20 protein-coding genes are annotated in these 20493 nt (G+C 41.8%); 8 read left to right on the forward strand and 12 right to left on the reverse strand.

The window, feature by feature from the left end:
• Positions 1–83: 83 nt before the first annotated feature.
• Together L7A31_RS01490 and L7A31_RS01495 are read left to right on the forward strand one after the other, a co-directional pair.
• Complete coding sequence (locus L7A31_RS01490) at positions 84–956, forward strand: type 2 periplasmic-binding domain-containing protein (RefSeq protein WP_237359726.1); 873 nt, start codon at positions 84–86, stop codon at positions 954–956.
• 132 nt (positions 957–1088) lie between these two features.
• A complete protein-coding gene (locus L7A31_RS01495) occupies positions 1089–1952 on the forward strand; it encodes a hypothetical protein (RefSeq protein ID WP_237359727.1) in 864 nt (287 codons plus the stop codon).
• A gap of 58 nt (positions 1953–2010) precedes the next feature.
• On the opposite strand, the gene L7A31_RS01500 is transcribed toward L7A31_RS01495, so the two are convergent.
• The 8 genes from L7A31_RS01500 to L7A31_RS01535 all read right to left on the reverse strand — a co-directional run bounded on the left by L7A31_RS01500 (position 2011) and on the right by L7A31_RS01535 (position 10631).
• The gene (locus L7A31_RS01500) at positions 2011–4758 is read right to left on the reverse strand and encodes a fimbria/pilus outer membrane usher protein (RefSeq protein WP_237359728.1); all 2748 of its coding nucleotides are present in this window, start codon (positions 4756–4758) and stop codon (positions 2011–2013) included.
• Positions 4759–4988: 230 nt separating this feature from the next.
• On the reverse strand, positions 4989–5468 hold the full coding sequence (locus L7A31_RS01505) for a hypothetical protein (protein WP_237359729.1): 480 nt from the start codon (positions 5466–5468) through the stop codon (positions 4989–4991).
• A 38-nt stretch (positions 5469–5506) separates the two neighbouring features.
• Positions 5507–6202 (reverse strand): fimbrial biogenesis chaperone, encoded by a 696-nt coding sequence (locus L7A31_RS01510; RefSeq protein ID WP_237359730.1) that lies wholly within the window; start codon positions 6200–6202, stop codon positions 5507–5509.
• 46 nt (positions 6203–6248) lie between these two features.
• A complete protein-coding gene (locus L7A31_RS01515) occupies positions 6249–6776 on the reverse strand; it encodes a spore coat protein U domain-containing protein (RefSeq protein WP_237359731.1) in 528 nt (175 codons plus the stop codon).
• A gap of 428 nt (positions 6777–7204) precedes the next feature.
• The gene (locus L7A31_RS01520; protein WP_237359732.1) at positions 7205–8173 is read right to left on the reverse strand and encodes a dipeptide epimerase; all 969 of its coding nucleotides are present in this window, start codon (positions 8171–8173) and stop codon (positions 7205–7207) included.
• Positions 8174–8185: 12 nt separating this feature from the next.
• A complete protein-coding gene (dgcN, locus tag L7A31_RS01525; RefSeq protein WP_237359733.1) occupies positions 8186–9190 on the reverse strand; it encodes an N-acetyltransferase DgcN in 1005 nt (334 codons plus the stop codon).
• Between the two features lie 226 nt (positions 9191–9416).
• Positions 9417–10334, reverse strand: coding sequence for a LysR family transcriptional regulator (locus tag L7A31_RS01530; protein ID WP_237359734.1), 918 nt, complete (start codon positions 10332–10334; stop codon positions 9417–9419).
• Between the two features lie 102 nt (positions 10335–10436).
• Positions 10437–10631 (reverse strand): hypothetical protein, encoded by a 195-nt coding sequence (locus L7A31_RS01535; RefSeq protein ID WP_237359735.1) that lies wholly within the window; start codon positions 10629–10631, stop codon positions 10437–10439.
• Between the two features lie 309 nt (positions 10632–10940).
• Here L7A31_RS01535 and L7A31_RS01540 point away from each other — a divergent pair, with 309 nt between their 5' ends.
• From L7A31_RS01540 to L7A31_RS01550, 3 genes are all read left to right on the forward strand, one after another.
• Complete coding sequence (locus L7A31_RS01540; RefSeq protein ID WP_237359736.1) at positions 10941–12842, forward strand: methyl-accepting chemotaxis protein; 1902 nt, start codon at positions 10941–10943, stop codon at positions 12840–12842.
• A 103-nt stretch (positions 12843–12945) separates the two neighbouring features.
• Complete coding sequence (locus L7A31_RS01545) at positions 12946–13101, forward strand: DUF5993 family protein (protein WP_237359737.1); 156 nt, start codon at positions 12946–12948, stop codon at positions 13099–13101.
• A gap of 11 nt (positions 13102–13112) precedes the next feature.
• On the forward strand, positions 13113–13661 hold the full coding sequence (locus L7A31_RS01550; protein ID WP_237359738.1) for a disulfide bond formation protein B: 549 nt from the start codon (positions 13113–13115) through the stop codon (positions 13659–13661).
• Positions 13662–13733: 72 nt separating this feature from the next.
• Here L7A31_RS01550 and L7A31_RS01555 read toward each other — a convergent pair whose 3' ends face one another.
• Positions 13734–14837 carry a mechanosensitive ion channel family protein gene (locus tag L7A31_RS01555; protein ID WP_237359739.1) on the reverse strand — a complete coding sequence of 368 codons (1104 nt, stop codon included), beginning with the start codon at positions 14835–14837 and terminating at the stop codon, positions 13734–13736.
• A gap of 272 nt (positions 14838–15109) precedes the next feature.
• Between L7A31_RS01555 and L7A31_RS01560 the strand changes: the two genes are divergently transcribed.
• Positions 15110–15772, forward strand: coding sequence for a potassium channel family protein (locus L7A31_RS01560; protein WP_237359740.1), 663 nt, complete (start codon positions 15110–15112; stop codon positions 15770–15772).
• A complete protein-coding gene (locus L7A31_RS01565) occupies positions 15769–17136 on the forward strand; it encodes a TrkH family potassium uptake protein (protein ID WP_237359741.1) in 1368 nt (455 codons plus the stop codon). Before L7A31_RS01560 ends, L7A31_RS01565 begins: the two co-directional genes overlap by 4 nt.
• A gap of 57 nt (positions 17137–17193) precedes the next feature.
• Here the strand turns inward: L7A31_RS01565 and L7A31_RS01570 are convergent, their stop codons facing one another.
• A complete protein-coding gene (locus L7A31_RS01570) occupies positions 17194–17637 on the reverse strand; it encodes a DUF2850 domain-containing protein (RefSeq protein WP_237359742.1) in 444 nt (147 codons plus the stop codon).
• A 295-nt stretch (positions 17638–17932) separates the two neighbouring features.
• Between L7A31_RS01570 and L7A31_RS01575 the strand changes: the two genes are divergently transcribed.
• A complete protein-coding gene (locus tag L7A31_RS01575) occupies positions 17933–18217 on the forward strand; it encodes a hypothetical protein (protein WP_237359743.1) in 285 nt (94 codons plus the stop codon).
• 1 nt (position 18218) lies between these two features.
• On the opposite strand, the gene L7A31_RS01580 is transcribed toward L7A31_RS01575, so the two are convergent.
• Together L7A31_RS01580 and L7A31_RS01585 are read right to left on the reverse strand one after the other, a co-directional pair.
• Positions 18219–19385 (reverse strand): GGDEF domain-containing protein, encoded by a 1167-nt coding sequence (locus tag L7A31_RS01580; RefSeq protein WP_237359744.1) that lies wholly within the window; start codon positions 19383–19385, stop codon positions 18219–18221.
• A 210-nt stretch (positions 19386–19595) separates the two neighbouring features.
• Complete coding sequence (locus tag L7A31_RS01585; RefSeq protein ID WP_237359745.1) at positions 19596–20483, reverse strand: LysR family transcriptional regulator; 888 nt, start codon at positions 20481–20483, stop codon at positions 19596–19598.
• Positions 20484–20493 lie beyond the last annotated feature (10 nt).

A 20493-nucleotide genomic window follows, 5' to 3' on the forward strand; every position in this document is an offset into this window, starting at 1 on the left:
TTCTTAATCTCTGCTGTACTAATTTGCGTGAATAACGCTGGCGAACTAATTTTAAAGTGTTCACTCAACTTTATTTGAGCAATATGGTACTTAAATTTGTCATTCTGTTTTTGTTCATTACGGCTAGCACTTTTGCCTCGCAAACACGTGCGTTGGAGACTATTTTTGTCACTCACCCTTACGAAGGCGAATCTCGTTTTAACTACCATGTAGCACTTATCACCGAAGCTTTAACTAAAGTATCTGACGATGAAAATTATTATGTGCTTAAGGGCATCAAAACGGATGCTAATGAGTCTCTTTTGGTAAGGCTCTTAGAGCTTGGCAGAATCGATCTGATGTTTCGTCCTGTATCCAAAACGATGGAAAACCACTTTCTTCCAATACGAATCCCTTTAGACAAAGGATTGATTGGTTGGCGATTGTTACTTATTAATAAAGAGAAGCAGGAAGCATTTCGTAAAGTACGCACTTTGGAAGACTTGCAGAGGTTGATGTTGATTCAAGGAAGCGGTTGGAATGACGTGTTGGTGTATGAGTTTAATGGTGTGCCTGTATTTCAAGAAAGCCAATTTACAAAAATGTTTCAAATAGTCGCGCGAAACAACAACATCGATGCTTTTCCAAGAGGGGTACAGGAAATATTTGATGAGTACCGAGAGTGGAGTAAGAGTTACCCTCAGCTAGCAATTGAACAGTCGCTCGTGTTGCATTATGACTTTGTTCGTTATGTATGGTTTAAACCCACGGCACAGGGACGAGCGCTTAGAGATAAAATCCAACTTGGGTTAGAGATGATGATCGAAGATGGTAGCTTCGATGTGCTGTTCAACCAATATTTTTCTGATGTCATTCAAAAATCGAATCTGGATAACAGAGTGAAAATTGAACTAGAAAACCCCTTTATCCCAATTAACATTCCATATCATAGAAAAGAGTTATGGCTTACCCCATAGAGTACAGTTATACAGAATGAATTTTGTTTTCTTTTGGAAAATTGAATGCATCGTAATTAAATTGATAACTTTGACATCAAGAGGTTATTGACTACCTTTTAAAGTAACTTTTCAAATAAAAGGACTTTAAATATGGGTAATCTACTGAGATCTTGCCTTTATTCTTTGCTTGTTACCTTCTCTGTCACCAGCGTAGCAGCTGTTGACATTATTCACCCAGTGCCACGTGATGGCTCCGATTTAGATAAATATGCGATAGATTTGATTAGCTTTTTAGCCAAAAAGTCGGGTCAAGAAGTAAACGTAAAGCCGTATGATCGCCCTGTGGACTCCCAGTCTAGGAAAGTTCAACTGATTAAAGAAGGTAAGATGACGGTCGATTGGCTCGGCGCGGACAAAAAAGTGGAAAGTCAGCTCGTACCTATCCGCTATCCTATTTTCCGCGGCTTATTGGGCCACCGAATCTTTATTACTAACAAAACAACTGAAGCCAAACTTGGTGCTGTGCAAACGAAAGCCGAGTTAGAAAAATTCAGCATGATTCAAGGAGAAGGCTGGGCTGATGTCGGAGTACTTAAAGCGGGTGGTTTCAGGGTAAAAGAAGTGCCGAGCTTTGAGAACATTTTCAAAATTGTTGATGCCGGCCGTGCGGACTTATTCCCTAGGGCGGTAATTGAGCCTTACAGTGAATTAGCCGGAAGACCACAATATAAAAACCTATTGGTTGACGACAAACTTATGCTGGTTTATCGCTTCCCAATGTTCCTGTTTGTTTCCCCAACGGCGGCAAATAAACCCGTTGTAGACATTTTAAATGCAGGATTTGAAAAAGCGTACCAAGATGGTTCGTTTATCGAGTTCTTTGAAAAATCTCCGTTGGTGGTGAAAACCTTTGAGCAGGCTAAGTTGAAGCAACGTAAAGTGTTTAATATTCCGAACCCAAATTTGTCTGAGAAAACACGCAGTATTCCGGATAAATACTGGCTGAAACTGTAGCGCTGATTTTGAACTATTGTGGGTGGCTTAGTCCACCCATTTGCGTTTTCAGACTTACTTAGCTGAAGTATTGTGAGTAGGTCGACGATAACCAACCTTTCAACTTTTTCCCTTGCCTAACCAATTTGTTTTCCATGTGGTCGGCGTCGATAGTAACTTCTTGTGAGACTTTGCTTGAAGTTGCATTTTTGCCGACGCTCAACGAGAAAGGCGAGAATGTCATCAAGTTTTTGTGATTTGCAGCTTTACCCATAAAAAACTCTTTATATTCGTAGTAAAGCACTGTCACAAACTCACCGCTGATATAGATTTCTGGCCCGTTTTTACCTGCTTTTTTCTCTTTTGGTTTCTTAATCGTTGAGGTTTTAGGCAAATTAAGAGGATGGATCGGCACGGCTTTCTTAGGTGGTAAAGTTGAAGCTGCCGATGGTTTCACAAGCACGACTTTTTTCTGCTCAATGATCACAGGTTTGCTTGCCACAATCTTGTGGTGTGGTTTCTTCGGTGCTGCTGCTTTCTTAGTTATATGTTTAGCTGGTTTTTCTGTGCTTTTTAAGCGGTGTGTCGACGTTGCAAGTAGTTTCGGCGTATGAACAACAGCGGTTGTTCTGACGATCGTCTTTTTGGTCGGTTTAAAATCTATGTTAAAGGTGCCACTTTTCAGCTTACCAGTGATTACATGACCACTGAAGTGATGACCTTGGCTGGAAAAATACGCCAACCCATTGCTACCGACCACTAGGGTTTGTTGCTTACCATCGATAAGTACGTCGACGTTGGTACCGATGGAGAGCGGTTTTCCTTGTTCATTAACCAGTCGCACCAGTATTTGGTGTATGTGTCTAATATCGAATTTCACCAGTACGCCAGAGCGATAATATGGCATTACCTTGATATCGTTGTTCATTTCCTTCAGGTTCAAAGGTAAGTCTGGAGAAATATTGATGTTGCTGACGGTGTAAGCGGTCAAATCAGGGATGACAAAGAGGCCGTGCTCATCGGATTGTCCTAAGCTCAGCCCATCTTGGTTAACGCCGACGCTCTTAATATTGGATGTATCGACAAGAGCAAACCCGTCATACAGAGTTGGGGTGAGTAATACATGATTGTCCATCCATAGAACGCCGCCATCTGCATTGGCCGTAATTTGGTTTTCAGATCCTGATTGATAGAAGCTTGCGCTATAGTCACCCGTTGAAGTGCCGCCCAAATAGACGGAACCGTTTAGCTGCCTATCTGACTCAGAGTTTGCAGATTGAGTGGTACCAGAGAGGCTAGTTGCGATATTTCTGCCATTGCTAAGCTGACGGTTGGTCAAATAAGACAAGACTTGGCTTTGTGAATCTTGAGTATGCTGATACGAGCTCGACACAGACTGATTTTGGTCGAATTGATAGCTCAAATTAAGACCGAAGCTCCACTGGTGAGTATCGGTATAATATGTTTGGTAGCTGCTTGTTAAAGTGAGCCCTCTCGCTAAAGTTGTCGATAGGGTAGCACTATAGATATGCGAAGACGGTTGTGAAGAATCAGTAGGGTTTTGATATAAAGCTCCTACAGAAATGCCTCCCCAAGAGCCTAAGTCATATGATGCGCCCATACTTGTCTGATAACCGTTACTACTTTCCGGTTCAGAATCAGCTGTAGAAATCTGAGTAAAGTGAGGAGAGCTTACTTGATAATCTGTATCTAGCGATAGTTTACCATATTGAAACAAATAGCCGAGTCCACCGAGACTCCCCGGTTGTGAATGTTCCATACTGACAGCAGTATCTAAGCTGACAATCCCATACGGTCCCGTGCGTAAAAATTGGGTAGAGCCGAATGTTTGTTGACTGTCTAATAAGCTACTGTGTAGTTGGTAAGACCAAAGTGGACTCACACCATGATTATAATTTAAGGCGACAGCGGGTTGCCCATAGTTAAAACTGTCTATTCCATAGTTCTGCCTAATCCAACCCAGCTGAACAGCATAGCTAGACAGACCAGCTTTCAATAAGTTGGGGTCGGAAAAGTATGGAACCTTATAAGTTGTTACCTTGCCATTTTTGTCAGTCGACTTAACAGTTATGGTGCCAGAACCATTTGATACAGGGATATTATAAAACTGGTAAGCTCCGGGATTAACTTGGTAGTTGCCTACTGGAACGCCATTAACTTGTAGCTGAACATTTTGTGGTAACTCTGTGCTCTGATTAATCTGAGGTAATGCGTGAATGTTCAACCTTGGTTTGAGATTATAGTTTTTATAAAAGCTTATACCGCCAAAGTTTACACTTCCTCCCCAGTGAGCAGCAGATGTTGTGCTATCACCCACTTCCAATGTGTTTAGGTGGTACCAATCGTCTTTCCTCCATGTAGTATCTAGGCGCAACCACTCAGGGGCGCTTTCAGATTCATCGGCGCTATTGAAATACTTTGGACTATATGTACCAGATTGACGAAAAAAGCCATATTGGTGCGTGAAAACACCTAGCTCTCCAGAAGCATTTGTATAATGACCGAGTGACTGGTTAAGGCGAGTGCTGGATAGATTGTAATTGAAGAAGGCGCCATTTGCAGACTCAGGCGCTATATTCGACTGAGGCAATTGGCCCTGTACATTCATTCTATTTTTGCGGAAGCGCCACAGAGGTAAGTTTAGCTTAATATCTTGGCTGCTCTGATTCCATAGCAACTCGGGTGAGTGTTCACCTACTATGACAAAATCTTGGCCCATAATGGTCTTTTCTGTGAGACCACTAAAATCTGTAACGCCATGTTGACTGAGTGCTTCTTTTGGTAACCAGAACTTGTTTTTTTGCATACAAGCTGCCCAAACCTGGCTGGGTTGACCATTTACACTGATGGTAGGTAATAGAGGCTCAGTCTTTTCCTGTATACAGATTGCTGGTATCGGTGGAGCCGCAGAAAAAGCAAGAGGGCTGCAGAGTAGTAGAGCAGGCACGCACAGTACTATAGCAATAGCCTTGGCAACTTTGTTTAACTTATTAAGCGCATTCATTTCTAGGGACAACAATTATCAAAGCTGTATGCTCAGCTTTGATAATTTAGTTGATAGTCAGCGACCATGTGAACCATTGGACTAGAAGAGCCTGCTTGGGGGCTCACCTTTAGAATGCTGTTTATATGTACCCATGGTGAAGATCCATGGTGATTCGTAACAACAAATTGCCCTGTAATTGTATTGCTCGGGTTAGCCGCGTTTCCACTAATAGGATGATGACAGGCAGGGTCGGAGTAGAGCGAAAAAGACATACCGTTTGCTAGCTTTACCCAGATGCCATTTGAAGGGCCATCTGGTCGCATGTGTACTTTAAAAGTAACAACTCCGTTTGGTAAGGTGGCAGAAGCGCAAACTATCTTAAATGCCGCAGTTTGTCTGTTGATTGACGCATGTTTTACTTCACCAAAATCAAGCGGCTTGGTAATCATGTAGCAGGAAGAGGCCAGGTCTACGGGTTGCCTAGCAGCCTTTGCATATACAACAGAACTGAAAAAGAGGCTTAACATCATTACTAAAGCCAGCTTTTTTGCAACCCTAACACAAAATATCATAGCTTGACTTGGCTATGTTTCGTTGACGAAAAGTCGCTGAGGGTTTGACTAATAGTTACAGCGTGCAAGCCTTTACTAATTTTAAATGTGTTTGACTCACCAGGAAGTACGTATCGAATAGGAGTGAGACTATGTTTTTTGCCCTTTGAATCAGAATAGCTCAATGCGCTAAAGCTAAGGACGTTTCCACCAGTATTGGTAAACACTAACCCATCGTTTACTTTCTTCCATGACCAAGAGGTTTTTACAGGCTTTATTGGCTTGGCAAATACAGGCAAAGTAATGTTGTACAAAATAGATATTGTATCGTTTCTGCTATTTGCTTTTCCGGATGAAATTTCTTCTAGCTTTATTCGGTAAGTAGTTACTTTATTTGACTGATTTTTTTTAAATAAACCTACTCTCAAGTCTTGAGATTTTTGTGGTGGTATCGTGAATATACTTGGTGATGGAAACAGGTCTTCTGTGGACTTAAGAACTTTCTTGTTGTTATCTAGTGACCATAAATAAGCAGTGGCTTGAAAAGTAACTGCTTTATTTGACTCATTGTACAAGTGGATAGTTTGTAACTGGCTAGAACCATTAAATGTCAGAGATGTCGGACTAATTTCTAGCGCACTACAGATAGATGGTAGCCCGGCTAGAAATACAGAAAACAAAATAAGTGATGTTTTTAATAATTTGTTGAGCATTATACATTTTTCCGTAGTGGCGCTAGTTATTATAATTTTATATTACTTAGAACTGGACTTGGACGTGAACAGTTTGCTGGTATGATTGCCCTGCTAACTTTGAGAAGTTTTGGTTAGCTGGTACTTGACCATATACTGGAGCTACCGCAGTTGTTGAGCTTGTCCACCTAAAGATTTCACCACCCTGAGCATGGTAGCGTCCATTATCTGGTGCGAACTCTTCGCCCATTCTAGTCTTCAATGTATACAATAGTTGGCCACCTTGTGATCCTTCCATAATGAAGCTGTTTGTTGGGCCAGTACCTGTAGCTATGTATAGCGTTGGAGCTTTATGTCCAACTGTGTAGCAGTTTTTCACTTTGATCGTTTCAGAAGCTTTGGCGCCATTTTTAGGATTGATAGTGCCGAAGTCTAGGTCTTTTGGCTGAACAATTTGGCAAGAAGCTACAATGTTTGCTTTTACATTCATATCAGCAGTAGCTGGTGGGCTTAGTGTTGATGCCGCAAAACTAGAAGCTGAAGCGAAAGAAAGCGTAGACGCTACCGCTAGAGCAATCTTAGTCGACTTTTTCATATTTAAACTCTCTATAAATTTGATGAATTCACAAATATCACCTTCCTGGTTAGTTGATCATGAAATGAATGGAATGATGTTCCTTTAACCTATATTTGCGGCGCGGAAGTGTAACATGCGGCATTTGTGCCACAACTAACAAGTCTATTAAATTTGCTTAAAATTTATCATAAAAATTCTAAATTTTGTTAATAAACCAAATGAAGGAATTTGATTAATTAATATGAGAAATGAGTTTTCGGTATTTATTATCATTATTTTAACAAGTGAATGAAAAAACTGCTTTTAAATAACTAATCTAAAAGCAGTTTACTATTTTTTAGGTTTAAATACGATTTAGAATTGTGTTAGTGAATATCAATATTTTAAACTATTTGTGTTGATATTCACTAGTGGATACTGAGTTGAGTTGCTATTGTGTCAGTCTCTTATTGGGTTTGGATGTGCCCGGCTTTGTATTTGAGGTCGTGGCAATAGCGTTCGCCAATTAATACAGGGCCATCTAGATCGACTACCGAGGCTCTAGTTGCAATGGGAAGAGCTGCTTTCATTGCAGTTGCTGTTCCAACCATGCAGCCCACCATTACCTCAAGGCCGTTCTCGTGTGCAGCTTGCTCCAGTTTTAGCGCCTCAGTTAGACCTCCGGTTTTGTCCAGTTTAATGTTGATCATCTCGTAGCAGTCAACCAATGAAGGGATATCCTTAGCTGTATGGCAGCTTTCGTCAGCACACAGTGGAATCGGGTGTTTTATGTTTTTGAGTAGAGTTTCGTCACCACTGGGTACTGGTTGTTCAATCATTGTAATATTGAAACAAGTTAGTTGCTGAAAGAGCTCCTCTAAGTTGAGTTCAGCCCATGCTTCGTTTGCATCGACAACTATTTTGCAACTTGGCGCTGCGTCGCGAACTGCTGTTAATCGCTCTATGATAAGCTCAGAATCGAGCTTCACTTTTAGCAAAGTAGCACCAGTCTCTATATATTCTTTTGCTTGCTCAGCCATGGTTTTTGGTTGATCGATGGAAACAGTCATTGCCGTTTCAATTTGGTCATCGATATCGAAGTAAGGAGCAGGGAAAGCAGTGCCATTGATTTGAGCCTCAAGGCTCCACAAAGCACAATCTAACGCGTTTCGAGCAGCTCCGGCAGGTTGTTTTTGCAGATCTAGCCTGGCTTGTTTGGGTTCTTGATTTCCCAAACTATTGCCAAATGATTCAATCTCTGCGAGAACGGATTCTATGGATTCACCATATCGCGAGGTAGGAGAGCATTCTCCTACCGCTTTATATTCATTGTACTCGACAGTCACTTGAATAATGTCGCAGTGTGTTCGTACGCCGCGAGAAATAATAAATGGTCTGTCGAGCGGAATATGTAAATGTTCACTGGTTACTTGCATCAACTGTGTCCTTTAGAGCGCTGCAACTTTTTCCACGATTGATTTCACGCTGAAGCGAACAGGGTCCGTTACCGGGATTTGATATTTCTCGCTCCAGTCTGCGCATAGTGTTTTTGCGTCTTCTAGTGAAATCGCTGATGTATTTAAGCATACGCCAACTATCGTTACATTGGGATTGGTCACACGAGCAGCTTGCAGGTTTGTCGAGATGGTATCTTCTATAGAAGGAAGGTCTGCATGTGGCAAGTTACGAATATGTTTTCGGCCTATCTCATGGCATAACACGATAGCGTCCGGTTGAGCGCCATGTAAAAGCCCCAAACTTACGCCAGCAAAAGAAGGGTTGAATAAGGAACCTTGTCCTTCTATTACGTCCCAATCATGATCACTGAATTCCGGGCTAATAGCTTCGACTGCACCAGAGATAAAGTCAGATACCACGGCATCGACTGATATGCCGCTACCTTCAATAAGAATGCCAGTCTGTCCTGTGGCTTTGAATCTTGCTTGGATGTTGTTTTCGTTTAACGCTTTTTCAATAGCCAATGCGCTAAACATCTTACCAACGGCACAATCAGTACCCACTGTTAGCAGGCGTTTACCGGAACGTTTTTTTCCAGTACCCACTTTTAGCTGATCGTCATAGTGGCGAACATCGAAAAGCTGGATACCTTTTTCTTCTTTCAGCTTTACTAGTTCAACAATATCGGATAAGCGTTGATGCATACCAGAAGCGATATCAAAGCCCATTTCAGCCGCTTGAATTAGCGTTTGTTTCCAGCTATCAGGAATGATGCCACCAGAATTTGCCGTGCCAATAACTAGCGTTTTGACGCCTTCATCTTTGGCCTGCTGCAGAGAATATTCAGGCAAGTCTAAAGAGACAGTTTCCTCGGTAAGTCTGATTTGGCCGATGCATGATTGTGGCCTCCATTTCAAAATACCGCGTGCTGTTTTTGCTGATAGAGGATCTGTAACGTCGCCAAGAAAGAGTAGGTATGGTTGAGCAATTTTCATGTTGGTGTTCGCCTAGTTGTTGTCTTTATTCACTCACTTTACTTGGCGGTAACTTCAGCATGAAATACTTAAGTGTTCGTCTTGTATAACATATGGTTATATACCCAAGTAACCTCTAGACGAATCACTCCCGAAGGGCGAGTATTTATGGCTTCACTGCGTCGTGATCGATTTACAACGTAGAATGACTATGCCTGCAAATTGCTGCCTAGTATTGAAGCCTTATCTATTTCGCTGAAACATGCATCTTGAGGTTATTGAGGTATAACTTTTCGAGTTGGTCGATAAAGTCTTTGGCAACAATCGAAAGCGGGTAGTGCTCAGCATAAAGCAGTGAAACTGTGATGTTGATGTTAGGGGTGAACTGGAGGAATTCTACTTCGTCAAAATGACGGTATTGGCTAGCGGTCCAAGGATCGACGATGGCAATACCAGATTGGTGGATAGCTAAGTCAGCTGCAACGCTGTGACTTCGCACAGTTGCGAGGTAATGGTAGTCAGGTTCGAAAGAGTGAACTTGTCGGCTTAGTTGCATTCCCAAGGGATCTCGTTCATCAAGGCCGATCAAAGGTATACCAAGATTTAATAACTCAGAGAAAGAGATTTGGCCAAATTGGTCGAGATCTTTTGCATAAGAAGAGGGAACAATAGCAACGAGTTCTTTTTCGTATAGTGGAGTCTGAACAATGGAGTATGGGACCTCGCCACCAAAGCATATTGCTAAGTCTATTTCGTTTTTAAGCAGGCTTTCACACATCTGATTTTGGTGCCCGGTTAATATTTCAACAGAATAGCCTCCCTCTTTTAGATAAGAGGCAACAACTGGTGTCAGGATGGTGGAAGCGAGAATAGGAGGCGCGCCGACTCTTATATGCTGCTCACCTTTCTTCAATTTATTGGTCATTGAACGAAAGTTGCCAAGCTGGTGATACACACGCTCGGCCTCAGGTAGTAAGGTTCTTGCTTCTCTCGTCGCAACCAGACGACCTTTCACTCTTTCAAACAAAGGAAAGCCAAGCTGTTGCTCGGTATGGGCTAACACTCGGGTAATGTTGGGTTGAGATACATTGAGGTTTTTGGCTGCGCCGGATACGGTACCCGTTTGCATGATTGAGTAAAACACTTCCAGTTGTCGCAAATTCACTCGAATACCTTCTAGCAATATATTTTCAACTAGTTAGTACTCTATGTGATCTTCTAGGCTTAAAACAACTGGAAGATACAGAATTTTCTAGTGAGTTTGGTGCTATTTTCTTTTTTTCATTACAGCAAACGCTATTGCACCTGCAAGAGCAATAATACCTAAACTCATGGAGCTGATATGTAAGTGAGGGTGCACGTCAAACGCGATACTCGCAATAAGAGGCGACGCGACGAAAATCATACAAATAATGACCAACAATATCGCCATTGGTGTCTGCTCATGATTTCTGTGTTGCATATCTACAGTCCTATTTAGAGGCTTCACTTTAAGCATAGGATAGGATGTAAAAAATGCTTACAAATTGCTGAAAAAATGAACTTTAGTACCATCTTGTGATATTGCCCTAAAGTTTCTGCTCTATAAATCTAAAAAAGTTATCAATAAATATATCTTCTTGCACCTGACTAAATATGGCTGGGCTGAACACTAATGAATTAGTCGTCTTATATAGGTAAGCGGCAGGCGAAAACGTCAAGTTGTGTCTATTCTGATGATTATATCAATCGTTCTATATTTTCATGAGAATTTCTGAGCAGGGAAGAAGTGATGCGTTTAAGCTTGACTAAAAAAATCACATTGTCATTTGTTGGAGCATTAGTCGTTACAACCATTTTGTTGACGACTATTACCTACTTTCGGGTATCCAGCCAAAGTCAGCAAAGTCTAGCGGCGAGTGTCTCAAGTTACAATCAACTGGGCTCACACGCCATTTCAGTTTGGCTTCAAGGTCAGGAAAGGGGTATTGATGCCTTGGCCAATGCGATATCGAAAACAACCAACAGACAACAGATTCTCAGCCATATTGTTCAAGCCAACGAAGCATCAAGTTATGACTTAACTTACCTCGGCACTGAGAGTGGCGAGATGTACAGAAATACTGGGATTAAAAATGACCTAGTTAATTATGACCCCCGTGTTCGCCCTTGGTATAAGATGGCGAAAGCGTCAAAAGAGGTTGTTGTGACTAAACCTTTCATTGGTGCCACTTCAGGGAAATTGACCATCACGATTGCAAAAGGGGTTTATCGTGGAGGAAAATTTGTCGGTGCTGTTGGAGCCAGTGTAAATCTGGATACTTTAGCCAATGACGTTTCAAACCTTCCCGCTCCAGGACAAGGTTTCACCTTTCTCATCTCAAATAATGGACTTATTCTTGCGCACTCTGATCCCAAACTGCGTAACAAGCCATACTCCGATCTTGGAGCAGACACTTCCTTGGAAAATATGGTGAGTAAATCAACGAAACACGGTGAGTTAGCAACAATACATATTGCTGGAGAAGGTTATTTGGTTTCCACAGCCAAAATTCCAGGTAGCGATTGGATGCTGGTTATGGCAGGAAAAGAAAGTGTCATGCTAAGTCCAATTAAGAAAACAACTCTGTTTTTGTTGTTAGCCGCATTCATTATGATTCTGATAGTCACATTGACCTCCAAGCCACTTGTCCAATATCTACTATCCAACCTCACAAAAGTATCCGATGCGCTGAAAGAGATTGCTAGTGGTGGTGGTGATCTGACTCAGCGTATTAAAGTGAAATCAGATGACGAAGTTGGGCGATTGGCGGACAATTTCAATTCATTTGTCGAAAAGCTGCAAAAATTACTCACCCACGTTCACAACGTGACGGATCGCGTCGACACTCAAGCAACAGAAACTTCACGCTCGGCGACTAAGCTTTCTGAAAGTGCAAATCATCAGCAAAATGAAGTGACTATGGTTGCGGCGGCGGTGACTGAAATGGCTACGGCTACACAAGAAATTGCTTCTAGCTCGGAACAAGCTGCGAGCGCTTCTTCAGATTCGGTAAAAATTAGTACCAAAGGGCAACAAGTGGCGAATACCTGTCAATCGTCTATTAGTGATTTATCTGATCAAGTTAATGATGCGGTTAAGATTATTCTTGAGCTAAAAAATCACGGTCAAACCATTAACTCGATTGTGAGTACTATCAGCGATATCGCTGAACAGACAAACTTACTCGCCCTCAATGCGGCGATTGAAGCGGCTAGGGCGGGGGAAGCTGGGCGTGGGTTTGCAGTTGTAGCTGATGAAGTACGAGTGTTATCACAGCATACACATAAGTCTACAGAAGAGATCAACGCAATGATTACGACGCTGCAATCTACTACACAAGATGCAGTGAAGGTGATGAATCAGTGTCATGAATTAGCTCAAACTAGCGTTAATGATGCCCAAAATGCTAGTGATTCTTTCCAGGAAATTTCGCAAGCGGTGAATGATATCAGCGATATGTCTACCCACATTGCAACAGCAGCCGAGCAACAAACGTCGGTGACCGACGAGATTGGCCGTAATACTGAAGCTATTCGTGCAGTCGCCACAGAATTCTTAACGGAATCTGAAAGTGGTATTCGCCAAGCAAACGACTTAGCAGAACAATCGCACCAGTTACGCAAACTTCTGAAGCAGTTCAAGTTGGCATAGAAACGTCTGTTTATTGAGAATTTCTAGCGAGTAATTAAGCAATGTAAATACTTATGACTATATTTTAATAGAGATTAAATAACCGAAGGGAAGGCTCCCCGTTATGATGAGTTTATTGTTCCTTATCATTTTGATTGCCATGATGTGCGCATTTAAAGGTAAGAAATGTAAGTCTTATATATTTTTTGCAGTGGGTTTGTTGTTAAGTCTGTATTGGCTTAGACATCATGCTACCGACACTCTCTCTATATTACTGTAAGGAGAGGATTTATGAACCAGTCTAGAGTTACACAACTTAACAGCTTAGGTCTGCTGGGAATGTCGGCAGTGCTGCTAGCCGCATTTGTCATGCAACTTTCCTTAAATGAACTGCCCTGTCCATTGTGTTTATTGCAACGGGTAGGTTTTGCGATGGTGATGTTTGGTTTTATGCTGAATTTAGTATATGGGCCTCAGCAGCGTCACTATGGAGTGATATTGTTGGGGGCACTATTTGGTGCAGCAGCAGCACTACGTCAGGTATCGTTGCATGTGGTGCCGGGCACACCAGGTTACGGTAGTCCTATATTTGGTATGCACTACTATACTTGGGCGTTTGTTTTGTTTGCAGCGACTATTTTTGCAGTTGCGGTATTGCTTGTTATGTGGCGAGAGGAATGGAGCAACGATGAGTATGAGATGACAACGGTTGGTCGGTTTGCATGCCTGCTAGCGATTTCGGCGGTAGCCTTGAATGTCATTTCGACTTTTATAGAGTGTGGCCCATATCAATGCCCAGATAACCCAGTCAGCTATTGGTTTATTGATAAAATGAGTTAGGTTTTATCACTTCTATAAGCTCTGCTTAACAGATTTGAGAGTCGGCAAAATATAGTTGCCGACTCTTTTTCTTTACGGCTCTATCTGTATGTGCTGCTCCAATGTAGGGGCATGAGGTTTGTCCAACTTGATGGTTTGAGTTGGGAAGGCGATATCCGCGCCGTTTTCATGGACCACATCCAGTACTTTCAACATTACATCTTGTTTGACTTCATGGAAGCGTATCCAGTTGACCGTCTTGGTAAAGGTGTAAATCATGATATCTAATGTAGACGGACCAAACTGGTTGAAATTGACTATCAGAGTTTGGTTTGTGTCGATATCTGGATGTTTTTCCAACATGGATTTAATACCACTGACCACGTTTGCTACATGGGCGCTGTCTTCATATCGAATACCAATGTTTTCGTAGATACGGCGATTGAGCATGCGTGAAGGGTTCTCAACCACAATGCTGCTAAAAACAGAGTTTGGTACATATAGTGGGCGTTTATCGAATGTTCTGACAATCGTCATTCTCCAGCCGATTCTTTCTACTGTTCCTTCAATTTGACGATCCGGTGATCTTATCCAGTCGCCGACTTTAAATGGTCTATCGAAGTAGATCATTAAGCCACCGAAAAAGTTAGCCAGTAAATCTTTGGCCGCCAAACCGACGATTAAGCCGCCGACACCACCAAATGTCAGCAATCCAGATAAACTTAAACCAAAAGATTGCATGATGGTAAGCGCGCCGATAACAAGGAATATCAGCCGTGTTACTTTTGCGATGGCTTGTACTGTGGTTTCATCTCGCTTTTTTTGGCTTAAGACATACTTCTCTACATTGTTAATGAAGCGTATGACGATCCAGAGGAAAATTGCGATAACGAGCAAGTGTTTGAGCGTACTCAACCAGTTGAGTTCTGACTGAAAGCGGTTTTGTAAAAGTATTCCAATCGATACAGTAGCTGGCCAACACCAGATGAGAGTACTCACTGGCGTTTTGAGTGCATGGAGGGTTAAGTTATCCCATTGAAACTTGGTTTTGTCGACAATAGGGTCCAGCCGACTGTAGATAATACGCCATGCAACCCAAGCCACAAAACTCGCTGCAGTTATAAAAATAACATTTGTATCCCAATCCGCTGGCAAAGTGCCAATATACGACGTTAATCGGGTGAGTAATTCGTTCATATTGTTCCATCTTTTTGGCTGACAGTCCTGAAGGGCTTACTTCCATAGTAGACCTTCACGAAGTTAATTGAGCGATTTTGATAGTTCTAGCGAGATTATAATTACTAATCTAAGTTTTAAAAATCAACCTTAATTTCTAGGCTAATTTGTGACCTGACATAGTTCACATTTTTATGTCAATTTAATGTCAGAATGTAATTTTAAAGTTTGATATGCGAAATTTATAGGAGCAAACTTAGCTCCGCTTTTTTTGACGACATATAGGCAAAAATATGAGACCAGGTGATAAGCAGTTTGCAGTGATCGGTTTAGGCCGTTTCGGTTTATCTGTTTGTAAAGAGCTACAAGATGCTGGCGTACAAGTTCTAGCAGTAGACATCAATGAAGACAGAGTACGAGAAGCATCCGCGTATGTGACTCAAGCAATCGTAGCAAATTGTACTAATGAAGACACGGTCGCAGAACTGCAACTCGCAGATTACGATATGGTGATGATCTCCATCGGTTCAGATGTGAACTCTAGTATTCTAACAACTTTGGTTGTGAAAGAGTCCGGAGCACAATCAGTATGGGTTAAAGCCAACGATAAATTTCATTTTAAAATTCTCCAAAAAATAGGTGCCGACCATATCATAATGCCAGAGCGTGATATGGGTATTCGTGTGGCACGTAAGATGCTCGACCGCCGAGTTCTAGAGTTTCATGAATTAGGTAGTGGCATGGCAATGACAGAGATCATCGTCAGTTCTCGCTTGATGGGCAAAACGTTATCTGATCTTACTTTGTGTAAAGATTGTGATGTTCAAGTACTAGGCTTCAAGCGTGGTCCAGAAATAACTAAAGCTCCTGAACTTAACACGCCTCTAGAAATTGGGGACGTGATCATCATTGTTGGACCAAAAGTGACCTTGGCGAAAAAAATTAAATCGTTATGAGTACTTACGACAAAATCAGCTCTATTTTTCCATTAGAGCCGGGTAAAAAAGCAAAAAAAGGTAATGAACCTAGAGTAATTCTACTGACTTTCCTTGGTGTGTTGATTCCATCTGCGCTGTTGCTGACATTACCCGTGTTTTCAGTGACCGGACTCAGTGTGACTGACGCTCTTTTTACTGCGACGTCAGCCATTAGTGTAACGGGGTTGGGCGTTGTTGATGCTGGAAAACATTTTACAACCGAAGGCCAAGTTCTGCTGATGTTTTTGATGCAGGTTGGTGGCCTAGGGCAGATGACACTGTCGGCGGTTTTGCTGTATATGTTTGGCGTAAAGTTAAGCCTTAAGCAACAAGCATTAGCGAAAGAGTCATTGGGGCAGGACACTAGCGTAGACATACACAGCCTAGTAAACCAAATAGTCATTTTTGCTTTTGCAACTGAGTTTGTTGGTTTTGTTCTCTTATCTCTCCATTTTGTCCCTCAAATGGGGTGGGAAACAGGCATGTTCTACGCCTTATTCCATGCTATTTCCGCCTTTAACAACGCAGGGTTCTCGCTTTTCTCAAATAACATGATGGGTTATGTAAACGACCCGTTAGTGCTTTTGACATTGGCTGCATTATTTATCTTTGGTGGGTTGGGCTTCACGGTTGTTGTTGATCTTGCCAAAAACTGGCGTAAGGGTTTTTCACAGCTGCTATTGCATACAAAAATCATGGTCATTATGACGCCAGTGCTACTAATCTCAGGTACTGTTCTGATTTGGGCGTTGGAGCGCCATAACCCACAAACGCTTGGGCCTCTATCAGAATCTAGCCAATGGCTATCAGCGTTTTTCCAATCAGCCAGTGCTCGAACTGCAGGGTTTAATACCGTTGATTTAGGTCACTTTACTCACCCAGCGTTGCTTGTGGTAATAGTGCTTATGCTTATTGGTGCGGGCTCTACGTCAACAGGGGGCGGGATAAAAGTGTCAACCTTTACCGTTGCCGTTGTTGCTACTTGGGCATTTTTGCGTCAGAAGAAGCATGTTGTGATGTTCAAGAGAACTGTAAATTGGCAAATTGTCACTAAGGCTTTAGCCATTATTGTAGTAAGCGGTGCGCTGCTTACTTCTGCAATGTTTGTATTGATGATCACTGAAAAAGCGAGCTTTGTTAAAGTGGTATTTGAAACGGTGTCCGCGTTTTCTACAGTAGGTTTGACAGCGGGTTTAACAGAGCATTTAAGCGAAGCAGGAAAGATAATACTAATCATAGTGATGGTTATTGGCCGAATTGGTCCGTTGACGCTAGCATTCATGCTCGCGAGGCCTGAGCCGTCTTTGGTGAAATATCCCGAAGATTCGGTTCTAACGGGGTAACGAAGTTTGTTATGCCAAGAGAGTTAAATGGAGCCTAGGTGAATTTGCCTAGGCTTTTTATTTGCCACTAAAGTGGTCGCTTAACGCAGCACGACGTGCTTTTGCTCCGCCAACACCGCCACTCATGTCAATGGTGTGTTCATACCCCTTTTTGATTAATCGTTGGCTAGGGGTTTCTGGAGAAATACGCTTTAACTGAGGAGATTTGTAAGAGCCAGCAACCGCATAAACAGTCACACCACTACCTGTTTCAATCGAGACCCTTTTTCCGTTGAATTTAAATTGTGTAGTGATAAGACGGTTGTTTTTGAAAACCCCGGTTCTGTTGAGAGTAATAACATCGGTGTCGTAAGAAGGTGCGCCGACTTCAATCCAGTCGCCATAGACGTGTTTAGGATCTACATAATCTTGATAGCTAACATATATCAGCGCCGAGAAACCCATTCCCGCGAATATTAGCACGCTATATGTGACAGTTTTTATTGCTTGTAATCTTGTCATAGTAAGCCGATATATGTGATGACGTTTGTTATTGAACGTATTGATCTATTTGTTAATTAACCCTTATCTCTAGCAACGTTCTTCCCTATTGTACAGCGCTCTTTGTTTGATTTTTGATTGAAAAATGTGCAAATTTGTGCGTTTTCATTTAAAGTCATACTCAACGCTGTACCATTAAGTATAGTCAAAACACAAATTACGTTTGCTAAACGGAGATAGCGGTTAACACCATAACTAACGGGCGTTAGAAAATTGACTATAATTATTTTATGACGCTCGTTTGACGGGAGGTAAGATGGCTGTAGTTCCTAAGCATGAAGACCAAAATGCTCGTTATGATCCGAAAAAAGATTTTACGGGCGATCAAATGCATCGCTTCACCGAGGTCGCCAACAAAGCCCAGCGAAGAAAGGAAGCGTTAGAAACCAAACGCTCAGCTTTTTCTTCAGTAAAAGAGAAAGCGATGCGGCCAATTATCACGCCAAAGAAAGATAAGTTTAATAGCTTTAGGTACGCAGTGTGGCTTATTGTTGCTTGCGCTATTGGACTTTGGACGATGTATATGACGGGTACAAGCTAGGCTACTTTTCTTTTTCTTGTTTTAAAGGGACGATGGTAGCGTTTTTAGGTTCCAATGCCTGATCGATTGGGCTAGGTTTGGAATGATTGTAGTAGCAGTACCTATTTTTTCCACCATGTTTAGCTGCGTACATGGCTTTGTCTGCGCACCGAGTTAGCTCAGAGAGGGATTCTGCATCTTGCGGAAAGAGAGCCGCCCCAACACTTACTGTTAAATCATTAATCCTTGCTGTGCCTTGGTAACCATCCCGAAATAAATGACATATCCGATTCAAGATATTATCTAAGTCTGATTTATGCTTTACACCGTAAAGTAATAGAACAAATTCATCGCCAGCAAATCGCGCAATAGAGTAGTCGTGTTTACCAGTTTTTCTATCTTTGCTTCTTACTTTATTACCGAGTCTTCGAGCAAAGTGCTGCAAGACTTTGTCTCCAATATCATGGCCGTATGTGTCATTGATAGCCTTAAAGTTATCGATATCTAAGAAGACGAGTGCCGTATAGTCTTTTGTCTCTCTTAACTCTTCTAGCTTTTCACAAGCCCAACGTTCAAAGCTCCAGCGATTTGCCAAACCAGTGATGTGGTCCATATAGGCCAAATCTTCGATACCTTCCTGATATAAGCTTTGAATGTAGTCGACGGCCTTTGAGTAGTAGAAAGAGGAAATATTAAATATGACACTGATTGAGATTAAACTAATCAGGAAATGCATATCTGAGAAGCTATTTGGTAACAAGGTTGACGGGGTATAAGCAATAGAAACAATAGCCAACAAAGAAAATGTTGCACTGAATATCAAGCCATTACGAAAGTCATTTACATATACCAAGCAACCTACGATGGGATATAAATAAAGAAAACGGCCAGGAATCTCTCCATTATAGAACAGCAGGGCTGCGCCTAAAAATAGCATCACACCGCTGAACATAAGATCAGTAAAGTTTGCTTGAAAGTTTTTTATCGAGAACCAAGCAATTATGGAAATTAATATAAGGGAACCTAGCTCAAGGAAACCAAAGGCATAGCGGCCATCAACTAGGTTTAATATCCCTGAAATCAAGAGAATAATACCGCATAAAAGAGAGCACAATAGCATTATATTGCGCCGCTTGTTCAACCGAACATCGGCCATCTCTTCTAAATTGGTTCCTACAAGGTTATTCATTACGACTACTAAGTTCCATTTAAATACATTTCCTCAAATTAATAATAGAAGACAATCATTCTCTGAAGCAAATTAACAAACTAAAAAATATCTATTGAGTCAACTGATTATGTTATTAGTTGCTTATAAAGCGTAGGGCATAAACTTAAAGCCCTCAAAATTATTATGGGCTCTTTTGTTCGTAGATATCGTAACTTGTGATCACAGTTTTTACTTAGAAAATTCTGCCTTAATCCATGAGCGGAGTAACAACACAAACTCGTTGCTTAACTGCTCAGGTTGACAGATGAAGTAAAAATCTTGTTTAGGGTTTGGTATTGAATCACCAATTTCAACTAGCATCCCTTGCTCTACATAGTCTCGAATGAATATTTTGTGGGTAATGAATAGGCCTAGTTGGCTGATTGCTGCTTGCAGTGCTTGAATGGTTGCATTGAACGATAGGTTGTGCCCAAATTTAGGCATTGGTAGGCCTTTTGCCTCACACCAGATCTGCCAGTCGTTTGCACGTCTTTCGTTGGTTGCGATGATTGCTGGAAATTGTTGCAGGAGCTCTGAGGATGTGGCTTCTGGGGGAATGATATTGGGGTTCGCAACCATTACTAGCTCATCATTGCCTAAAAACTCACAATGGTAGTTCTCCCACTCACTGCTTTTACCCAAAACCAGTGCTACATCTATCCCTTCTTGCTGCAATGAAAAGTTTCCAACTAAATTGGAGATGCGGATGTCTAGTGTATTTGAAAACTGATTGAACCTTTCCACTCTGGGTATCCACCAGTGCATTGCGAGTGAATGCACCATGTTGAGAGTCAATCTATGAGAGTATCTTCTATCAATAATAGATTGGGTTGCATGGCTTATTTGTTCTAGGGCAGGGGAGATTTGTTTATAGTATTGTTTGCCTTGAGCATTCAACACTACAGTGCGATTGACACGCTGAAATAGCTCTACCCCTAGATAGCTTTCAAGAGATTTAATCGATTGGCTGATAGCTGAGTGGCTGACGTTAAGCATGTCTGCCGCTTCACTCATGCTCCCCGTTTCAGCAACGGCAACGAATGAATATAAAGACTTTAGTGGAGTGATTTTGTTCATTGTAAGTTTT

The sequence above is a fragment of the Vibrio marisflavi CECT 7928 genome (genome assembly GCF_921294215.1).
GTDB classification, from domain to species: Bacteria; Pseudomonadota; Gammaproteobacteria; order Enterobacterales; family Vibrionaceae; genus Vibrio; species Vibrio marisflavi.

Coding starts and splice junctions, on each gene's coding strand:
- L7A31_RS01490 (WP_237359726.1), top strand. CDS start 84: ATGGTACTTAAATTTGTCATTCTGTTTTTGTTCATTACGGCTAGCACT.
- L7A31_RS01495 (WP_237359727.1), top strand. CDS start 1,089: ATGGGTAATCTACTGAGATCTTGCCTTTATTCTTTGCTTGTTACCTTC.
- L7A31_RS01500 (WP_237359728.1), bottom strand. CDS start 4,758: ATGCAAAAAAACAAGTTCTGGTTACCAAAAGAAGCACTCAGTCAACAT.
- L7A31_RS01505 (WP_237359729.1), bottom strand. CDS start 5,468: ATGATGTTAAGCCTCTTTTTCAGTTCTGTTGTATATGCAAAGGCTGCT.
- L7A31_RS01510 (WP_237359730.1), bottom strand. CDS start 6,202: ATGCTCAACAAATTATTAAAAACATCACTTATTTTGTTTTCTGTATTT.
- L7A31_RS01515 (WP_237359731.1), bottom strand. CDS start 6,776: ATGAAAAAGTCGACTAAGATTGCTCTAGCGGTAGCGTCTACGCTTTCT.
- L7A31_RS01520 (WP_237359732.1), bottom strand. CDS start 8,173: ATGCAAGTAACCAGTGAACATTTACATATTCCGCTCGACAGACCATTT.
- dgcN (WP_237359733.1), bottom strand. CDS start 9,190: ATGAAAATTGCTCAACCATACCTACTCTTTCTTGGCGACGTTACAGAT.
- L7A31_RS01535 (WP_237359735.1), bottom strand. CDS start 10,631: ATGCAACACAGAAATCATGAGCAGACACCAATGGCGATATTGTTGGTC.
- L7A31_RS01540 (WP_237359736.1), top strand. CDS start 10,941: ATGCGTTTAAGCTTGACTAAAAAAATCACATTGTCATTTGTTGGAGCA.
- L7A31_RS01545 (WP_237359737.1), top strand. CDS start 12,946: ATGATGAGTTTATTGTTCCTTATCATTTTGATTGCCATGATGTGCGCA.
- L7A31_RS01550 (WP_237359738.1), top strand. CDS start 13,113: ATGAACCAGTCTAGAGTTACACAACTTAACAGCTTAGGTCTGCTGGGA.
- L7A31_RS01555 (WP_237359739.1), bottom strand. CDS start 14,837: ATGAACGAATTACTCACCCGATTAACGTCGTATATTGGCACTTTGCCA.
- L7A31_RS01560 (WP_237359740.1), top strand. CDS start 15,110: ATGAGACCAGGTGATAAGCAGTTTGCAGTGATCGGTTTAGGCCGTTTC.
- L7A31_RS01565 (WP_237359741.1), top strand. CDS start 15,769: ATGAGTACTTACGACAAAATCAGCTCTATTTTTCCATTAGAGCCGGGT.
- L7A31_RS01570 (WP_237359742.1), bottom strand. CDS start 17,637: ATGACAAGATTACAAGCAATAAAAACTGTCACATATAGCGTGCTAATA.
- L7A31_RS01575 (WP_237359743.1), top strand. CDS start 17,933: ATGGCTGTAGTTCCTAAGCATGAAGACCAAAATGCTCGTTATGATCCG.
- L7A31_RS01580 (WP_237359744.1), bottom strand. CDS start 19,385: ATGAATAACCTTGTAGGAACCAATTTAGAAGAGATGGCCGATGTTCGG.
- L7A31_RS01585 (WP_237359745.1), bottom strand. CDS start 20,483: ATGAACAAAATCACTCCACTAAAGTCTTTATATTCATTCGTTGCCGTT.